This window comes from Pseudomonas sp. MDT1-85, from assembly GCF_054898065.1.
Genome location: NZ_CM142715.1, coordinates 4023434 through 4043442, shown reverse-complemented (window position 1 = coordinate 4043442; position 20009 = coordinate 4023434). Strand labels below are relative to the sequence as shown.

General features: G+C 57.5%; 8 protein-coding genes and 1 pseudogene. 7 read left to right on the top strand and 2 right to left on the bottom strand.

What is annotated here, in order from left to right; all coding sequences use genetic code 11:
- Positions 1-139 precede the first annotated feature (139 nt).
- From ACYZT2_RS18285 to ACYZT2_RS18270, 4 genes are all read left to right on the top strand, one after another.
- Entirely contained in the window at positions 140-619 is a 480-nt protein-coding gene (locus ACYZT2_RS18285) for a MarR family winged helix-turn-helix transcriptional regulator (protein WP_461966192.1), read from the top strand.
- The gene (locus tag ACYZT2_RS18280; protein ID WP_461966190.1) at positions 609-2078 is read left to right on the top strand and encodes an efflux transporter outer membrane subunit; all 1470 of its coding nucleotides are present in this window, start codon (positions 609-611) and stop codon (positions 2076-2078) included. The genes ACYZT2_RS18285 and ACYZT2_RS18280 overlap by 11 nt, the downstream gene beginning before the upstream one ends.
- A gap of 15 nt (positions 2079-2093) precedes the next feature.
- On the top strand, positions 2094-3296 hold the full coding sequence (locus tag ACYZT2_RS18275; protein ID WP_461966188.1) for an HlyD family secretion protein: 1203 nt from the start codon (positions 2094-2096) through the stop codon (positions 3294-3296).
- Between the two features lie 211 nt (positions 3297-3507).
- Positions 3508-5037, top strand: coding sequence for a DHA2 family efflux MFS transporter permease subunit (locus tag ACYZT2_RS18270; protein WP_461966186.1), 1530 nt, complete (start codon positions 3508-3510; stop codon positions 5035-5037).
- Positions 5038-5061: 24 nt separating this feature from the next.
- Here the strand turns inward: ACYZT2_RS18270 and lpxH are convergent, their stop codons facing one another.
- Positions 5062-5814, bottom strand: coding sequence for a UDP-2,3-diacylglucosamine diphosphatase (lpxH, locus tag ACYZT2_RS18265; RefSeq protein ID WP_461966184.1), 753 nt, complete (start codon positions 5812-5814; stop codon positions 5062-5064).
- Positions 5811-6314: a peptidylprolyl isomerase gene (locus ACYZT2_RS18260; RefSeq protein ID WP_052967714.1), complete on the bottom strand. Its 504-nt coding sequence runs from the start codon at positions 6312-6314 to the stop codon at positions 5811-5813. The genes lpxH and ACYZT2_RS18260 overlap by 4 nt, the downstream gene beginning before the upstream one ends.
- Before the next feature lie 280 nt (positions 6315-6594).
- Between ACYZT2_RS18260 and ACYZT2_RS18255 the strand changes: the two genes are divergently transcribed.
- The 3 genes and pseudogenes from ACYZT2_RS18255 to ACYZT2_RS18245 form a co-directional block, all read left to right on the top strand.
- On the top strand, positions 6595-8292 hold the full coding sequence (locus ACYZT2_RS18255) for a glutamine--tRNA ligase/YqeY domain fusion protein (protein ID WP_461966181.1): 1698 nt from the start codon (positions 6595-6597) through the stop codon (positions 8290-8292).
- A gap of 20 nt (positions 8293-8312) precedes the next feature.
- Entirely contained in the window at positions 8313-9695 is a 1383-nt protein-coding gene (gene cysS, locus ACYZT2_RS18250) for a cysteine--tRNA ligase (RefSeq protein ID WP_461966179.1), read from the top strand.
- A gap of 1012 nt (positions 9696-10707) precedes the next feature.
- Positions 10708-19866, top strand: a pseudogene (locus tag ACYZT2_RS18245) (non-ribosomal peptide synthetase); the annotation flags it as partial.
- Between the last annotated feature and the right edge of the window lie 143 nt (positions 19867-20009).

Genomic DNA, 20009 nt, shown 5'->3' with positions numbered 1-20009 from the left:
GCGTCAGAGTGATCACCGAAAAATCCCGCACCATTTATCAGTCAAATAGAAAGCAACCTAACTATTACGTTGACATTCTCTGCCTAGGCAGTAATATCTCGACATACATTCTCTGCCTAGGCAGCTAATTGGTGGTCAGATGAAACATTTCACCTCATACGATTTCCATAATTGCCATCTCGGCCTCCTGCTCGGACGCGCCGCGCTGCTCAAAGACCGGATCATCGACACGCACATGGAACCCCACGGCATCACGGCCGCGCAGTTCAAAGTGCTGATCATCATGGCCCAGTTCGGCGTCAATACCCCGGCTGAGCTGTGCCGCCACCTGTCGCTGGACAGCGGTTCGATGACTCGCATGCTCGATCGTCTGGAACAGAAAGGTTTCCTCGCCCGCCAACGCTCCGAGGCAGACCGGCGTCAGGTTCAACTGGTGCTGACCGAACAGGGCCAGCAGCTGACCGACCAGCTGCCGCAGATCGGCGCCGAGGCCATGAATGAACTGGCCGGCGCCATCACCCCGGAAGAGTTGAAAACCCTGGAACAGATCCTGAAGAAAATTCTGGTAGCCGCGGGTGACTCGATCACCCTGCAGCGGGTAGGTGGTAATGAACAGTAAAAGCCTGCGTAGTGGATTGAGCCTGGTGTTGTTGGCCATGAGCCTCGCCGGTTGCGCCAGTTACAGCGGCCTGACCACCGAAGGCGTCAGCCTCGATGCGAAAAATCTCAAGGCCGGGCAATCCCTCAGCGGCGTGACCCTGTCGCCTGCCGCGTGGCCGAAAAGCGACTGGTGGAAAAACCTCGGCGACCCGCAGCTCGACGGCCTGATCCGCGAAGCCCTGCACGACAGCCCTGACATGCAAATCGCCGACGCCCGTGCCCATCAGGCCAGCGCCGCCGCGTATGCCGCCGATGCCGCGCGGATGCCGACCCTGGATGCCAGCGCCGGTGTCAGCCGTTCGCGTCTGGCTCGCGATCAGGACCCGAGCGGGCAGGGCGGCACTTACTCCACCGTGCGCAACGTGGGTGCCAGTTTCAATTACAACTTCGACCTTTGGGGTGGTCAGCGTGATGCCTGGGAAGCCGCATTGGGCCAGGCCCGTGCCGCCGAAGTCGATCAGCAGGCCGCGCAACTGACTTTGTCCGCTGACGTCGCCCGCGCCTACAGCGATCTGGGGCAGGCGCACATCATCCATGACCTGGCCAGCGAAGACCTCAAGCGCACCCAACAAATGCTCGACCTCAGCCAGCGTCGCCTGAGTTCAGGGATCGACAGTCAGTATCAATTCCAGCAGACCGAAAGCCTGGAAGCCAGCGCCGAAGCCAGCCTGATCGACGCCGAGAAACGCCTGCAAAGCGCGAAAATCGCCCTGGCCGTGCTGCTGGGCAAAGGTCCGGATCGCGGCAACGAAATCACCCGACCGAAAGTTCTTCAGGCCAGCGCCGTGGCTTTGCCGTCGGTGCTGCCGGCGGAATTGCTTGGTCGTCGTCCAGACATGGTAGCCGCGCGCTGGCGGGTTGAAGCCGCGAGCAAAAACATCGCGGCAGGCAAGACTCAGTTCTACCCCAACCTCAACCTGAGCGCGGCGGCGGGTGTCGAGTCGTTGCTGGGCGATGCGATGTTCGGTTCGGCAAGTCGCTTCTTTAATGTCGCGCCGACGATCTCGGTGCCGATTTTCGACGGCGGCCGTTTGCGGGCCGACCTCGATTCCCGCGACGCCGATTACGACCTCGCGGTGGCGCAGTACAACAAAAGCCTGGTGAAAGCCCTGGGCGATGTCAGCGACACCATCAACCAGTTACGCGATATCGGCCGGCAAATCGGCGCCCAGCAGCACGCCACCGACATTGCCCAGGATTCTTACAACACCGTGGTCCAGCGCTACGGTTCCGGCATCGGTAACTACCTGGACGTGCTCAGCATCGAGCAGCAATTGCTCCAGGCCCAGCGTCAGCTGGCCAACCTGAATGCCGAGCAGATTGACCTGTCGATTCAACTGATGCAGGCGCTGGGCGGCGGCTTCCAGGGCGAAACCCTGACCGCGGCCAACGCAACCCCAGCCACGCAGCACAACTAATTCAAGGTACTCGTCATGGCCACTGTTGATACATCCCAAGCCCCTGACAACGCTCAAGACACGAGCAATCCACGCAAACGTAAAGTGATGCTGTTTGCGCTGACCATCGTGGTGATCCTCGCCGGGCTCGGCGTTTGGGGTTATCACGAATTTTACGGTCGCTGGAACGAAAGCACCGACGACGCCTATGTGAACGGCAACGTGGTGGAAATCACTCCGCTGGTCACTGGCACCGTGATCAGCATCGGTGCCGACGATGGCGACCTGGTCCACGAAGGCCAGGTGCTGGTCAACTTCGACCCGAACGACGCCGAAGTCGGTCTGCAAAGTGCCCAGGCCAATCTGGCCCGCACCGTGCGCCAGGTTCGTGGCTTGTACAGCAACGTCGACGGCATGAAAGCCCAGGTCAATGCGCAGCAGGCCGAAGTGCAAAAGGCTCAGGACAACTTCAGTCGCCGGAAAAACCTCGCCGCTGGCGGGGCGATTTCCCAAGAAGAGCTGTCTCACGCTCGCGATGACCTGACCTCGGCGCAAAACGCCCTGGCCAACGCCAAACAACAACTCATGACCACCAGCGCGCTGGTCGATGACACCGTGGTGTCGTCGCACCCGGACGTGATGTCCGCCGCCGCGCAATTGCGTCAGGCGTACCTCACCCATGCTCGCAGCACTTTGATCGCGCCGGTCACCGGTTACGTTGCCAAACGCAGCGTGCAACTGGGGCAGCGGGTCCAGCCGGGCACCGCGCTGATGGCGGTGATCCCGCTGGATCAACTGTGGATCGACGCCAACTTCAAGGAAACCCAACTGCGTGACATGCGCATCGGTCAGCCGGTAGACATCGAGGCCGACCTTTACGGCAGCGACGTCAAATACAGCGGCACCATCGACAGCCTCGGCGCCGGGACCGGCAGTGCGTTTGCCTTGCTGCCGGCGCAGAACGCCACCGGTAACTGGATCAAGATCGTGCAGCGGGTGCCGGTGCGGATTCACATCAACGCCGAAGAGCTGGCCAAGCACCCATTGCGGGTCGGCCTGTCGACTCAGGTCGATGTGAACCTGCGTGACCAGAGCGGTCCGGTGCTGGCGCAACAATCGCCGCAAAAAGCGTCGTTCAGCACCAGCGTCTACGACCGTCAGTTGGCCGAGGCCGACGCGATGATTACCCAGTTGATCCACGACAACAGCGCCGCGGTCAGTAAAACCGCGCACCGCTGATTCGCCATCACACCGACCCTGTGGGAGCGAGCTTTTGTGGCGAGGGGGCTTGTCGGAACGCCGCATCGCCCCGTTGGACTGCGCAGCAGTCCCATCTTCTAGGGCCGCTTCGCGACCCAACGGGGGCAAGCCCCCTCGCCACAGCTCGCTCCCACAAGGTCCGCTGCGTCAGTAACAGGCGCTGTGCCAATCAGGTTTCAAAGGATTTGCGATGAGCAATAACGCGTCTTTCACGCCGCCCAGCCTGCTGCTCAGCACCATCGGCCTGTCGCTGGCGACCTTCATGCAGGTGCTCGACACCACCATCGCCAACGTGGCCTTGCCGACGATCTCCGGCAACCTGGGCGTGAGTTCGGAGCAGGGCACCTGGGTCATCACCTCGTTTGCCGTGAGCAATGCCATCGCGCTGCCGCTGACCGGTTGGCTCAGTCGGCGTTTCGGTGAGGTGAAGCTGTTTCTTTGGGCGACGATACTGTTCGTGCTGGCCTCGTTTCTCTGTGGCATCTCGACCTCGATGCCAGAGTTGATCGGCTTTCGGGTGCTGCAAGGTCTGGTGGCCGGGCCGTTGTATCCGATGACGCAGACACTGTTGATCGCAGTCTATCCACCCGCCAGGCGAGGCATGGCCCTGGCGTTGCTGGCGATGGTCACGGTGGTGGCGCCGATTGCCGGGCCGATCCTCGGCGGCTGGATCACCGACAGTTACAGCTGGCCGTGGATTTTCTTTATCAACGTACCGATCGGGGTTTTCGCGGTGATGGTGGTGCGCCAGCAACTGAAGGCGCGTCCGGTGGTGACCAGTTACCAGCCGATGGATTACGTGGGTTTGATCACGTTGATTATTGGCGTCGGCGCGTTGCAGGTGATCCTCGACAAGGGCAATGACCTGGATTGGTTCGAGTCGAACTTCATCATCATTGGGGCGGCTATTTCAGTGATTGCGCTGGCGGTGTTCGTGATCTGGGAAATGACCGACAAACATCCGGTGGTCAACCTGCGGCTGTTCGCCCATCGCAACTTTCGCATCGGCACCATCGTGCTGGTGGGAGGTTACGCCGGGTTCTTCGGCATCAACCTGATCCTGCCGCAATGGCTGCAAACTCAGATGGGCTATACCGCGACTTGGGCGGGTCTGGCGGTGGCGCCGATCGGTATTTTGCCGGTGCTGCTCTCGCCGTTTGTCGGCAAGTACGCGCACAAATTCGACCTGCGATTGCTGGCCGGTGGCGCGTTCCTGTGCATCGGTTTGAGTTGCTTCATGCGCGCCGGATTTACCAACGAGGTGGACTTCCAGCACATCGCGCTGGTGCAACTGTTCATGGGCATTGGCGTGGCGCTGTTCTTCATGCCGACCTTGAGCATTTTGATGTCGGATTTGCCGCCGAGCCAGATTGCCGACGGCGCGGGCCTTGCGACGTTCCTGCGGACCCTGGGCGGCAGTTTTGCGGCATCGTTGACCACCTGGATCTGGATTCGCCGGGCCGATCAGCACCATGCGTATCTGAGTGAAAGCATTACCACGTATGAGCCGGCAACCCGGGAGGCGCTGAACACGCTCGGCGGGGCGGGGAACCCGGCCTACGCGCAACTGGATCATGTGCTGACCAGCCAGGCGTACATGCTCTCCACCGTGGATTACTTCACGTTGCTCGGGTGGGCGTTCATGGGGTTGATTCTGCTGGTGTGGCTGGCGAAACCGCCGTTTGCGGCGAAGGCGGGGCCGGCTGCCTCAGGCCATTAAGTAACCCCTGTGGGAGCTCGGCCTTCAGATGCCGGGTGCTGCCAGCTGCGGTGGCGGGGCAAAATCGAACGGCGCCAACGCAAACCCTTGCTCATCCACCTGCAACGCCCAGCCCTGACGGTCCCAATCCCCCAACACAATGCGTTTGGCCGCCTGCTCGCCAATCTGCAACTTGTGGATGGCGGGGCGGTGGGTGTGCCCGTGGATCAAGGTTTTCACGCCATATTGCTGCATGACCCGCGGCACTTCTTCCGGCGTGACATCGACAATGTCATTGGCCTTCATCCGCGTCTGTGCACGGCTTTCGCTGCGCAGCTTGCGCCCCAGTTTGTGGCGAGTGCGCAAGGGCAGGTGCCGCAGGATAAACAGGGTGATCGGGTTGCGCAGATAACGACGCAGCTTCATATAAGCTTCGTCGCGAGTGCAGAGGCTATCGCCGTGCATCAACAGCACCGGCTCGCCGTAAAACTGCACGACACTCGGGTCTTTCAACAACGTGCAGCCGGCCTCTTTGCAGAAAGCCTGGCCAAGCATGAAGTCGCGATTGCCGTGCATCAGAAAAATGGCCGTGCCGCTGTCGCTGAGTTCGCGCAGGGCCTGGCAGATGGAACGCTGAAAGGGCGTCATGGCATCGTCGCCAATCCACGCCTCGAAAAAGTCGCCCAGAATGTACAACGCACTCGCTGAGCGGGCACGTCCAGCGAGCAAATCCAGAAACGCCCGGCTGATGTCCGGGCGCTCCTCTTCCAGATGCAAGTCTGAAATCAGCAGTATCACTCAATGATCTCGGCTTTCTCGATGATCACGTCTTCTGCTGGTACGTCCTGGTGGCCGGCTTTGGAAGTCGTGGCCACGCCTTTGATCTTGTCGACCACGTCGGTGCCTTCAACTACTTTGGCGAATACGGCGTAGCCCCAACCCTGAGCGGTTTTGCCGCTGTGGTTCAGGAAGCTGTTGTCAGCCACGTTGATGAAGAACTGGGCGGAAGCCGAATGCGGCTCCATGGTGCGGGCCATGGCCACGCTGTACTTCACGTTCGGCAGGCCGTTGTCGGCTTCGTTCTGGATGCTTGGGCGCTTGTCTTTCTTTTCTTTCATGCCTGGCTCGAAACCGCCGCCCTGGATCATGAAGTTACCGATGACACGGTGGAAAACAGTGTTTTCGTAGTGACCGGCTTTGACGTACTCGATGAAGTTGGCCACGGTGATCGGGGCTTTCTCGGCGTTCAGTTCCAGGACGATGTCGCCATGGTTGGTGGTCAGTTTGACTTGGGTCATGATCGGGGACTCTTTTTTAAAAGATGTATTTTCTATGAATTCGTGGGTTTCGGGGTGTTCAGGCCCTCAACCGGTCTGGCCAGTGTCGGCCAAGGCAGGCAGTTTAGCGTGCCGGGCGCGAATTTCGAGGCTGTTTTTCATTGGCAACCGATTAAATGCAACCGATTGCCGGCCTGCTCTGTCAGCCACTTGACAGCATCGGCTATGATAAGCCCCTTTGATTTATAACAGCCGCTTTGATTTGGCCAACTGGCCGCGCACTTGTACGTTCAAGGATCCTATGAGCAAGCCCACTGTCGACCCTACCTCGAATTCCAAGACCGGCCCTGCCGTGCCGGTCAATTTCCTGCGCCCGATCATCCAGGCGGACCTGGACTCGGGTAAGCACACGCAGATCGTCACCCGTTTCCCGCCTGAGCCCAACGGCTACCTGCACATCGGTCACGCCAAGTCGATCTGTGTGAACTTCGGCCTGGCCCAGGAATTCGGCGGTGTCACGCACCTGCGTTTCGACGACACCAACCCGGCCAAGGAAGACCAGGAATACATCGACGCGATCGAAAGCGACGTCAAATGGCTGGGCTTCGAATGGTCTGGTGAAGTGCGCTATGCCTCGCAGTATTTCGACCAGTTGCACGACTGGGCGGTAGAGTTGATCAAGGCCGGCAAGGCCTACGTCGACGACCTGAGCCCTGAGCAAGCCAAGGAATACCGTGGCAGCCTGACCGAGCCGGGCAAGAACAGCCCGTTCCGTGATCGCTCCGTGGAAGAAAACCTGGACTGGTTCGCCCGCATGAAGGCCGGTGAATTCAAGGACGGCGCACGCGTGCTGCGAGCCAAGATCGACATGGCCTCGCCGAACATGAACCTGCGCGACCCGATCATGTATCGCATCCGTCACGCTCACCACCACCAGACCGGTGACAAGTGGTGCATCTACCCGAACTATGACTTCACCCACGGTCAGTCGGACGCCATTGAAGGCATCACTCACTCGATCTGCACCCTGGAGTTCGAAAGCCATCGTCCGCTGTACGAGTGGTTCCTCGAGAACCTGCCCGTACCGGCGAAGCCGCGTCAGTACGAGTTCAGCCGCCTGAACCTGAACTACACCATCACCAGCAAGCGCAAGCTCAAGCAACTGGTCGATGAAAAGCACGTCAATGGCTGGGACGACCCGCGCATGTCCACGCTGTCGGGCTTCCGCCGCCGTGGCTACACGCCGAAATCGATCCGCAACTTCTGCGAAATGATCGGCACCAACCGTTCTGACGGCGTGGTCGACTTCGGCATGCTCGAATTCAGCATCCGTGACGACCTCGACCACAGCGCCCCACGCGCCATGTGCGTGTTGCGTCCGCTGAAAGTCGTGATCACCAACTACCCGGAAGGCCAGGTCGAAAACCTCGAATTGGCCTGCCACCCGAAAGAAGACATGGGCGTGCGCGTTCTGCCGTTCGCCCGTGAACTCTACATCGACCGTGAAGACTTCATGGAAGAGCCGCCAAAAGGCTACAAGCGCCTGGAGCCGAACGGCGAAGTGCGTCTGCGCGGCAGCTACGTGATCCGTGCCGACGAAGCGATCAAGGACGCCGATGGCAACATCATCGAATTGCGTTGCTCCTACGATCCTGAAACCCTGGGCAAGAACCCTGAAGGCCGCAAGGTCAAAGGCGTGGTGCACTGGGTGCCGGCCGCCGCCAGCGTTGAATGCGAAGTGCGTCTGTACGATCGCCTGTTCCGTTCGGCCAACCCGGAAAAGGCCGAAGACAGCGCCAGTTTCCTGGACAACATCAACCCTGACTCGCTGCAAGTCCTCACCGGTTGTCGTGCCGAGCCTTCGCTTGGCAATGCACAGCCGGAAGACCGTTTCCAGTTCGAGCGCGAAGGTTACTTCGTCGCGGATATCAAGGACTCGAAGCCAGGTGTTCCGGTGTTCAACCGTACCGTGACCCTGCGCGATTCGTGGGGCCAGTGATTCAGCGTTAAGGAGCATTCGTGCTTACGATCTACAACACGCTCACCAAGAGCAAAGAAGTCTTCAAGCCTCTGGATGGCAACAATGTGCGCATGTACGTCTGCGGTATGACCGTGTACGACTACTGCCACATTGGCCATGGCCGCAGCATGGTCGCGTTCGACCTGGTGACCCGCTGGTTGCGGTTCAGCGGTTATAACCTGACCTACGTGCGCAACATCACCGACATCGAAGACAAGATCATCAATCGTGCCCGCGAGAACGGCGAGCCGTACGACGCGCTGACCGAGCGCATGATCACCGCGATGCACGAGGATGAGGCGCGCCTCAACATCCTCAAGCCGGACATGGAACCGCGGGCCACCGATCATATCCCTGGCATGCTGAACATGATCCAGACCTTGATCGACAAGGGTTATGCCTACGCCCCAGGCAATGGCGACGTGTACTACCGCGTCGCCAAGTTCATGGGTTACGGCAAGCTGTCGCGCAAGAAGATCGAAGACCTGCGCATCGGCGCGCGGATCGAAGTCGACGAGTCCAAGCAGGACCCGCTGGACTTCGTGCTGTGGAAAGGCGCCAAGCCGGGCGAGCCGAGCTGGCCTTCGCCGTGGGGCGACGGACGTCCGGGCTGGCACATCGAGTGCTCGGTGATGTCGACCTGCTGCCTCGGCGAGACCTTCGACATTCATGGCGGCGGCAGCGACCTCGAGTTCCCGCACCATGAAAACGAAATCGCCCAGAGCGAAGCGGCCACCGGCAAGACCTACGCCAACGCGTGGATGCATTGCGGCATGATTCGCATCAATGGCGAGAAGATGTCCAAGTCCTTGAACAACTTCTTCACCATTCGCGACGTGCTGGAAAAGTACCACCCGGAAGTCGTGCGTTACCTGCTGGTATCGAGCCACTACCGCAGCGCGATCAACTACTCGGAAGACAACCTCAAGGACGCCAAAGGCGCGCTCGAGCGTTTCTACCACGCGTTGAAAGGCCTGCCGAACGTGGCGCCGGCCGGTGGCGAAGCCTTTGTCGAGCGCTTCACTCAGGTGATGAACGACGACTTCGGTACCCCGGAAGCCTGTGCGGTGCTGTTCGAGATGGTCCGCGAGATCAACCGTCTGCGCGAGAGCGATCTTGATGCGGCGGCGGGTTTGGCGGCTCGTTTGAAGGAACTGGCCAGCGTGCTGGGTGTGTTGCAGCTTGAGGCCGATGACTTCCTGCAGGCCGGTGCCGAAGGGCGCGTGGACGCAGCCGAAGTCGAGGCGCTGATTGCTGCGCGTCTGGCGGCTCGTGCCGGTAAAGACTGGGCCGAATCCGACCGCATCCGCGACCAACTCACCGCCATGGGTGTGGTGCTGGAAGACGGCAAAGGTGGGACGACCTGGCGATTGGCTGACTGATTGCCGCGTTTGCTACAAAACAAAACCCGCCTTGTGCGGGTTTTTGTTTTTTGGGTGCGCCTGGCCGGGGGAATTTTGTGGATCAAATTCACGCTGTAAGCTGAGCGCGTTCGGCAAAGTAATAATAGATTTTCATAACATGAAGGCATTATTTATTAAATTTCTTTTGGTTGGCTCACTTGGCTAGCAAGGTGTTTTCTTTGGTTCTTAAAAAATGGGGTGCATTGTTTTAAATGTATCCGAAGCTGGGTGCAGAGTAGTGTTTAAAGGCTTGTAGTATTTCTTGAGCTTAAGTTTTTTTTGCTCGAATGTCTCGGTGTGCTAGTTTTGTTTTGTTGGTGGCTATTAGTTGGTTCGTCGGTTGGTATGTTTTTGGTTGATGTGTATTTTGATTATTGCTGATGACTAATATGTGGCTGGTATTGTCTTGGAAGAATTGTTTTAAGCTTATTATTAATTCGTCGAGTGCTTAGTCAGGTTTGTCGTGGCGAATGAATTTTAACGACGTTTGGCTGCAGGAGGGGTATTCAAATGATGTTGTTGGTCCGATAGTGAAAAAACATGGCTTTCATATTACGGGATCCGATGCTTCCGGATTTTTCGTTGTGGATTAGTCGAGAGTCCATGTCCTTCCTGAGTTTCGAGCATGCAATAGTGATGCTCACATTAATATTTAATTTGGTGAGTTGGAGTTGTTGGAAATGGCTCGAGGTGCGAAATTTAAAGCGCTCCTTAATTCTTGGTGTACGGATCTATCTGATATGGAAAAAAATAACACCAGTATTAGTGTTGTCGGAATTTTCCGATAGATGAGTAAGAAACTGCCTTTTTCGTTGTTTTGTCCATGGGCGATCGTGGTGACGTAAAGGAGGTATGGTTCAATGGATAATATTTCATGGAACTTGCACTTGTCCGCTCTTTAGGTGCAATCAATCGATAGAAGTGACGTTTTTGCTTCTGGGAGGCAAAGGTGCAAGATCTGATTACTTCTAAATATCCGGATCATCTGTGCATTCACCATTTATTCGAGGAGCAGGTTGAGCGCAGTCCTGAGGCAACGGCACTGGTCTTTGGGCAAGAGTCTCTGAGCTATGGCGAACTCAACGCCAAGGCTAATCGGCTGGCGCATCGGCTGATTGCGTTGGGCGTCAGACCTGACCAGCGCGTGGCAATCTGTGTCGAGCGCTCCCCAGCGATGGTTGTTGGCCTGATGGCGATCCTGAAGGCGGGCGGCGCCTATGTGCCGCTCGATCCAGACAATTCGGGCGAGCGGCTTGCTTTCATTCTTGCCGATACGGCTCCGGTCGTGGTGCTGGCTGATGCGGCCGGGCGCCAAGCGTTGGCGGGCGCCTTGCAGGCTCATACCGTACTCGATCCCGATGAGGTCCAGGCTGACACGTTGACAGGAGCGGACGCCAATCCTGAAGTTCTCGGGCTTACTCCCAGCAACCTCGCTTATATCATCTATACCTCGGGCTCAACCGGGCAGCCAAAAGGGGTCATGGTCGAGCATGCCCAGGTGGTGCGCCTGTTCGATACGACCCACGCCGCCTTTGGTTTTGCGAACAGCGACGTCTGGAGCCTGTTCCATTCTTTTGCCTTCGACTTCTCGGTCTGGGAACTGTGGGGCGCCCTTCGTTATGGCGGCACGTTGGTGTTGGTTCCTCATGCCATTACCCGCTCTCCGCAGGCGTTCTACCAGTTGATTTGTGAACAGGGCGTCACCGTCCTGAACCAGACCCCGAGCGCCTTCACCGCCTTGATGGAGCATGTACAACCGTCATCGGACCGACTTCGCTATGTCATCTTTGGCGGCGAAGCGCTGCAGCCGTCGACCCTGCGCGACTGGTATGGGGGGCGTGGCGAATCTCTCCCGCAACTGGTCAACATGTACGGGATCACGGAAACCACGGTCCATGTCACCTGGTACCCGCTGACTTCATCCGATGCGCAACAAGCCGACAGCGTGATCGGTCAACGTCTGCCGGATTTGAACCTCTATCTTCTGGACGCGCATGGCCAGCCTGTTCCGATGGGGGCGGTGGGTGAGATGTATATCGGTGGGGCGGGGGTTGCGCGCGGATACCTGAACCGTCCCGAACTAACGGTAGAGCGTTTCTTGCACGACCCTTTTGCGGGGAAGGCTGACGCGCGGATGTACAGGTCGGGGGATCTGGCCCGTTATCTTCCGAACGGGAATCTGGTGTTTCTTGGTCGTAATGACGACCAGGTCAAGATCCGCGGCTTCCGCATTGAGTTGGGTGAGATTGTGGCCAAATTGGCCGAGCATCCCTCCATCCGCGAGGCGGTGGTGGTGGCGCAAGGCGAGGAGACCGACAAGCGCCTGGTCGCGTATGTTTTGGCTCAGTCCGAGATTCTGGAAAAGGATGTCTCTGAGCACAAGGTAGTAGCTTCTGAAACTGGCTTGGCGCTGGCGGGAACGCTGCATGATTATCTGAGTGGTCGTTTACCGGACTACATGGTGCCGTCTGCCTTTGTGCGAATGGAAAGCTTCCCCCTGACGGCCAATGGCAAGCTTGATCGCAAGGCGTTGCCTGTTCCGCAGGAGGGCGCCTTTGCCCATGCGGCCTACGAGGCGCCGTTAGGCGAGATAGAGGTCACCCTTGCCGGGATCTGGTCAGAGCTGCTTGGTGTTGAACAAGTCGGTCGCCATGACAACTTCTTCGCCCTCGGCGGCCATTCGCTCATTGCCGTGCGGCTGGTCAGTCGCGTCGCATCATTTGGGGCTGAATTACCTCTGGCAACCTTGTTCGCCTCTCCAACGCTCAAGGCTGTGGCTTTGGCGATTGAGGCTCAACGCAACGCTGGCGCTGTGGCGCGAGCATCGATCAGGGCAATTTCTCGCGATGAGTCCTTGCCGCTGTCTTTTGCTCAGCAGCGACTGTGGTTTCTGGCGCAACTCGATAGTGGAATCAGCGATGCCTATCACATCCCCCTGGCTCTGAGATTACGTGGCCAGTTGAACCTGACGGTCTTGCAGCAGGCCCTTGATGCACTGTGGTCGCGCCATGAGGCATTGCGCTCGGTCTTTGTCACCGAAGAGGGGGAGGTCGAAGTGCGTCTGCTGGCCTGCGACCAGGGTTTGCCATTGCGCCGGATTGATCTCCTTGGATCGGACACAGAAGCCGAGCTTGCAGGGCTTTGTACCGAAGAGGTTCGGGCGCCTTTTGATCTTGCTACAGGGCCGTTGGTCCGGGCTTGCCTGATCCGAGTGTCTGTCCCCTCATCTGCTGATGAGCATGTATTGCTACTCACACAACACCACATCGTCTCGGATGGCTGGTCGCTCGGCATTCTTTTGCCTGAGTTAAGTGTGCTGTACACGGCGTTTAGCAACCATCAAGCCAGTCCATTGCCGCCGCTGGCAATCCAATATCCGGACTATGCCGCATGGCAGCGGCGATGGCTGTCGGGGGAGCGCTTAAATGAGCAGGCGGCTTACTGGAAGCAGGTGCTGGCCGATGCACCAACGCTGCTCGATCTGCCAACAGACAGGCGGCGGCCTGAGCAGCAGTCCTTGGTGGGCGCCTCTGTGCCGATCGAACTCAGTGCAGAGCTGACAACTACCCTCAAGCGTTTTAGCCAGCAGCAGGGTGTGACGCTATTCATGACCGTGTTGTCGGCCTGGACAATCGTACTGTCACGCCTGTCGGGGCAGGACGATATTGTGATCGGAGCGCCAAGTGCCAACCGGGGCCATTGCGACATTGAGCCGCTGATCGGCTTCTTCATCAACACACTGGCGCTGCGGATTGATGTTGGCGACAACCCGACCGTTGCCGACCTCATTGCTCAAGTACGCGAGCGGGCACTCAAGGCCCAGGATCATCAGGATCTGCCGTTTGAGCAGGTGGTGGAAATCACGCAGCCGCCAAGACGATTGAGCCATACGCCACTGTTTCAGGTGGTGTTTGCCTGGCAAAACCATGATGCAGGCCAATGGGCCTTTCCCGGCCTTGAAGTCAGTCCGGTTGGTTCTTCCTATGATGTAGCGCGGTTCGATCTGGAGCTGAACCTGGCCGAAGCGGGCGATCGAATCGTTGGTGCACTTGGCTATGCAACTGCATTGTTTGATTCGGCCACGATTGAGCGTCATGTAGGTTATCTGAAGACCGCCCTTGCCGAGATGACGAGGGATGCAAGCCAGACTGTAGCCACAATAGACCTGCTTGATGCGTCCGAGCGCACATTGTTGCTCAAGACGTGGAACTCGATGGAGGAGTCCTGCCCAGCTCATCTGTGCATGCATCATCTATTTGAGGAGCAAGTTGCGCGTAGTCCCGAGGCAACGGCACTGGTCTTTGGGCAAGAGTCTCTGAGCTATGGCGAACTCAACGCCAGGGCTAATCGGCTGGCGCATCGGCTTATTGCGTTGGGCGTTCGGCCTGACCAGCGAATAGCAATTTGTGTCGAGCGTTCCACGGCCATGGTTGTTGGCTTGATGGCGATCCTGAAGGCCGGCAGCGCCTATGTGCCGCTCGATCCGGAGTACTCAGGGGAGCGACTGGCGTTTATTCTTGGCGATACGGCGCCGGTCCTGGTGCTGGCTGATGCGGCCGGGCGCCAGGCGCTGGGGAGTGCTTTGCAGGCTCATACCGTGCTCGATCCCGATGAGGTCCAGGCTGATACATTGACAGGGGCGGACGCCAACCCTGAAGTTCCCGGGCTTACCTCCAGCAACCTCGCCTATATCATCTATACCTCGGGTTCAACCGGGCAGCCCAAAGGGGTCATGATCGAGCATGCTCAGGTGGTGCGTCTGTTCGATACGACCCACGCCGCCTTTGGTTTTGCGAACAGCGACGTCTGGTGCCTGTTCCACTCTTTTGCCTTCGATTTCTCGGTCTGGGAACTGTGGGGCGCTCTTCGTTATGGCGGCACGCTGGTGTTGGTCCCTCATGCCATTACCCGCTCTCCGCAAGCGTTCTATCAGTTGATTAGTGAACAGGGCGTCACCGTCCTGAACCAGACCCCGAGCGCCTTCATCGCCTTGATGGAGTATGTACAACCGTCGTCGGACCAGTTGCGCTATGTCATCTTTGGCGGCGAAGCGCTACAGCCGTCGACCCTGCGCGATTGGTATGGCATGCGTGGCGAGTCGGCTCCGCAATTGGTCAACATGTACGGGATCACGGAAACCACGGTTCACGTCACCTGGTACCCGCTGACTTCATCCGATGCGCAACAAGACGACAGCGGGATCGGTAAACGCCTGCCTGATTTGACTCTCTATCTTCTGGACGCGTTTGGCCAGCCTGTTCCGATGGGGGTCGTGGGTGAGATGTACGTAGGCGGTGCCGGCGTTGCGCGTGGTTATCTGAACCGTCCCGAGCTGACCGCAGAACGTTTCTTGTTCGATCCTTTTGCCGGCAAGCCTGACGCGCGGATGTATAAAACGGGGGACCTGGCCCGTTATCTTCCGAACGGCAATCTGGCGTTCCTTGGCCGTAATGACGATCAGGTCAAGATCCGCGGCTTCCGGATTGAGCTGGGTGAAATTGCGGCCAGCTTGGCCGAACACCCCTCCGTTCGTGAGACGGTGGTGGTGGCGCAAGGCGAGAAGGCCGACAAGCGCCTGGTTGCTTACGTAGTGGCGCAGTCCGAGGTTCATGACACGTCGGTAGGCTCTGAGGCTGGGTTGGCGCTGGCGGGAACACTGCGTGATTACCTGAGTGGCCGTTTACCTGACTACATGGTGCCGTCTGCCTTTGTACGCCTGGAAAGCTTACCGCTGACGGGCAATGGCAAGCTTGATCGGCGAGCGTTGCCGGATCCTGAGGGCGAGGCCTTTGCCCATGCGGCTTACGAGGCGCCGTTAGGCGAGATAGAGGTCATCCTTGCCAGGATCTGGTCAGAGCTGCTTGGCGTTGAACAGGTCGGTCGCCACGACAACTTCTTCGCCCTCGGCGGCCATTCACTCTTGGCTGTGCGGTTGGTCGAGCGGTTGCGCCGCCAGGGCTTGAGCCTTGCTGTGCGTGATCTGTTCCAGACGCCCGTGTTGTTGGTGCTGTCCAGCACGCTGGGCCAACACAGCGAGGTGGTGGTGCCGCCCAACCTGATCAGGCCTGAAACGTCCAGAATCACGCCCGAACTGTTGCCGTTGATTGAACTCAACCAATCGGATGTCGACTTGATCGTTTCACAGGTTCCTGGCGGGGCAGCCAACATCCAGGACATCTATGCACTCTCACCGATGCAGGACGGCATCCTGTTCCACCACATGCTGGCTAAAGAAGGCGACCCCTATTTGCTGGTGGCCCAGATGGCCTTTGCTGATCGTAAAACATTGGAGCGATACCTCCGCGCAGTTCAACAAGTGGTAGACCGTCACGACATTTTGCGTACCGCCTTTGTCTGGGAAGGGATGTCACGCGCCGCGCAAGTTGTCTGGCGCCAGGCTCCACTCTCAGTCACTGATATTGTTCTCGATCCGGCAGATGGCCCCATTACCGAACAGCTTTCCCGGCGCTTTGATTCATGCCGCCACCGAATTGACCTGACCCAGGCACCGGTGCTGCGCTTTATTGTTGCCCATGATCCTGTCGAAGGCCGTTTTGTTTTGCTGCAACTTCAGCATCACTTGATTGATGATGCTTCTTCATTGCAGTTTTTTTATAACGAAGTACAAGCCTTCCTTGCCAAGCGCGGGGAGAAACTGCCATCGCCTCAGCCGTTCCGCAACCTGATCGGTCAGGTGCGTATGGGCAAGAGCGTGCAGGAGCATGAGCGTTTCTTCAAATCAATGCTGGCTGAAGTAGAAGAGCCGACGCTTCCATTTGGATTGGCGGAAGTACATCTGGACGGCACGCAGGTGGGGCAGACCCACCGCATGGTTTCGGCCGAACTGAATGATCGGCTGCGGGCGCAGGCGAGACGATTGAGTGTGAGTCTCGCCAGTCTGTGTCACGTTGCCTTTGCTCAGGTACTCGCACGCACCAGCGGTCAGGAACAGGTCGTGTTTGGTACGGTGTTGTTTGGACGCATGCAAGCGGGAGATGGGTCAGATCGAGCCATGGGCATGTTCATCAACACGCTACCGATCCGATTGGACTCAGGTGTTGTTGATACCGCCGGGGGTGTCCAGCGGGCTCATGCTCGATTGGCTGAGTTGCTCGCTCACGAGCATGCCTCGCTGGCGCTGGCACAAAGGTGCAGTGGGGTCGCTACCGGTACGCCACTGTTCAGCGCGTTGCTCAACTATCGGCACAATGATCTGTCTGGTGCGGACAATATTGTTCAAACCATGCAGCAAATGCCCGGCGTCGAATTCTTGAGTGAACAAGAGCGGACCAATTATCCGTTCACATTGTCTGTGGAAGATTTCAGTCACTCGCTGGGATTGACGACCCAAGTGGTCACGCCGTTCGATTCCGATCGTGTGTGTGGCTATATGGAGCAGGCCTTGGAAAGTCTGGCTCAGACCTTGGAGCGCTCGCCGCTCCGCCCGGTTCGACAGCTGGACATTCTGCCTGCGTCTGAGCGTACATTGCTCCTCAAGACGTTGAACGCGACGGATGTACCCTGTCCGGATCATTTGTGCATTCATCATTTATTTGAGGCGCAGGTCGCGCGCAGTCCAGAAGCGATGGCACTGATCTTTGAGGGGGAGGCGTTCAGTTACGTTGAGCTCAATGCCAGGGCAAATCGACTGGCACATCGGCTGATCGAGTTGGGTGTTGGACCAGACCAGCGGGTGGCGATCTGTGTCGAGCGCTCTGCGGCCATGGTTGTTGGCCTTATGGCGATCCTGAAGGCGGGTGGCGCCTATGTGCCGCTTGATCCCGCCTATCCGGGAGATCGACTGACTTACATTCTTGCCGATACGGCGCCGGCCCTGGTGCTGGCCGATGCGGCCGGGCGGCAAGTGCTGGGTGAGGCGTTGCAGACCCATATCGTGCTAGATCCCAATGAATCCCAGGCAGGGGTGTTGACGGAGGCTGATGCCAATTTCCAGGTTCTCGGCCTTACACCCCGCAACCTCGCTTATATCATCTACACATCGGGTTCAACCGGACAGCCCAAGGGCGTCATGATCGAACATCGTGGATTGATTGCATCGACACTGGCAAGAACCACGGTCTATAAACCGGGATCCGATGTGGTGTTTTTACTATTGTCATCGATGGCATTTGACAGTTCCGTGGCAGGCATCTTTGGAACGTTAACAACCGGTGGTGCTTTGTGTTTACCAGGCAGCAAAGCAGTCATGGATCCACAAATTATCAGCAGCCTTTTGATTGAAAACAGCGTCACATCGGTGCTGCTTGTGCCGTCTCTCGCAAGACTGGTTCTGCCTCAAGTCGCCCAGCTCGGATATGGAAAACTCCGTCAGGTGATCGTGGCAGGTGAATTGTGTCCTGCGAAGCTGATTCAGGAAGTGACTACAGCATTTACTGCCGTTGAATTATTCAATGAATATGGCCCGACGGAAGCGACAGTCTGGGCTGCGGTCCATCGCTGTTCGTCTGATGATGTTGATCCTGTTCCGATAGGCCGTCCGATTTCAAACACATTCATCTACCTTCTGGACGCGCATGGCGAGCCTGTTCCGATGGGCGCGGTGGGTGAGATGTATATCGGCGGGATCGGTGTTGCACGTGGATATCTCAACCTCCCCGAACTAACGGACGAGCGTTTCTTGCTCGATCATTTTGTAGGCAAGCCTGACGCGCGTATGTATAAAACGGGGGATTTGGCCCGTTATCTGTCGAACGGAAACCTGGTGTTCCTGGGCCGCAATGACGACCAGGTAAAGATACGGGGCTTGCGGATTGAGCCGGGCGAAATCGCGGCCAGATTGACCGAGTATCCCTCCATCCTCGAGGCGGTTGTGGAGGTGCAAGGCGTAGACACCGACAAGCGATTGATCGCTTATGTGGTGGCTCAGCCAGAGGTCTCGGACAATGATGCCTCTATATTCAAGACCGACTCCAAGGCGGGTTTACCGCTTGCAGGACGACTACGTGATTATCTAAGTGAGCGTTTACCCGACTATATGGTGCCGTCTGCCTTTGTACTCATTGAAAGCTTGCCACTGACGCCTAACGGCAAGCTTGATCGGCGGGCGTTGCCTGTTCCTGAGGGGGAGGCCTTTGCCCATGCGGTCTATGAGGCCCCACAAGGTGAGACTGAGACTATCCTGGCAGCGCTTTGGTCAGAGTTGCTCGGGGTTGAGCAGGTGGGTCGCCATGACAACTTCTTCGCCCTCGGCGGCCATTCGCTCATGGCCGTCCAGCTGATGCAAAAAATCAGGAGTTATGGTTTGGAGTGTTCGCTGAGTGACATTTTTGAACACCCGCGTATGGCTAACCTTGCCTTTCAAATCGCACAGTCTCCTTTGCTTAATCGGCATGTCGGAGTAATCACGGTGCGCAGTGCCGGGACTGAGTCCCCGGTCTTTTTTGTTCCTTCGGGATTAGCTGATTACTCGTATGCTATTTCTCTGACACAACAGATCCGGGTGAGCTGCCCGATCCATGTGTTGCCGTGGTCGGCCATTGGCGAACCTTTTCCTCACTCAATGGAGGTCATGGCGCAAAGAATGGTACCGCTCATCCAGGCGATTCAGCCTGAAGGGCCCTATCGAATTGCGGGGTATTCTTCTGGAGGAATCCTCGCTTACGCCATCGCCCATGCGCTTATGTGCAAAGATGCCAGCGTTGAATTTTTAGGGTTTATTGATGTTCCGGCGCCACATAAGTTGCTTTATAAAAATCAAGATATAAAGCACTATTTTATTGAGCATGTTAAATCGGTGGTTTCCGAAGCGGAGAGTAATGAACTCGATATATTAAGTGAGTGTGATGAGTTGGGTGAGCTGATAAGAAAAGCCCAGGATCTGGGAGGCTATGATTTAAATGCAGATATCTCACTGGAAACAGTTAAATGGCAAGCCATTTATCAATTTTCACAAATTGCCGGCGCCTATAAGCCAGTGCCATTACCGATCAATCTCTATCATTTCTACGCTGCGGATCGTGAGCGTACCAGTCTGCCTCAGGTTGATATGGTAGGCGGGTGGAGAGAACGATTACCTGATTTGGCTATTCGTTCTATTTCTGTTCCGGGCGGGCATCTGTCCATGATGGCTGATGTCAGTAATCGCAAGCACTTGGCTGAAGCATTTAATCGAGCACTTTTGCGAGGATGATTGAGCGTTAGCTTTACAGGCGCCACTAGCCGGCATGCAAGTGGGGGCTGTTGCAAATTTTGTAACTACCCACTTGTATGCTTGCTCAAATGGACATTTTTGTCGCAGGTAAACCGCATCCAATTGTTTACGTCACGTGTAGC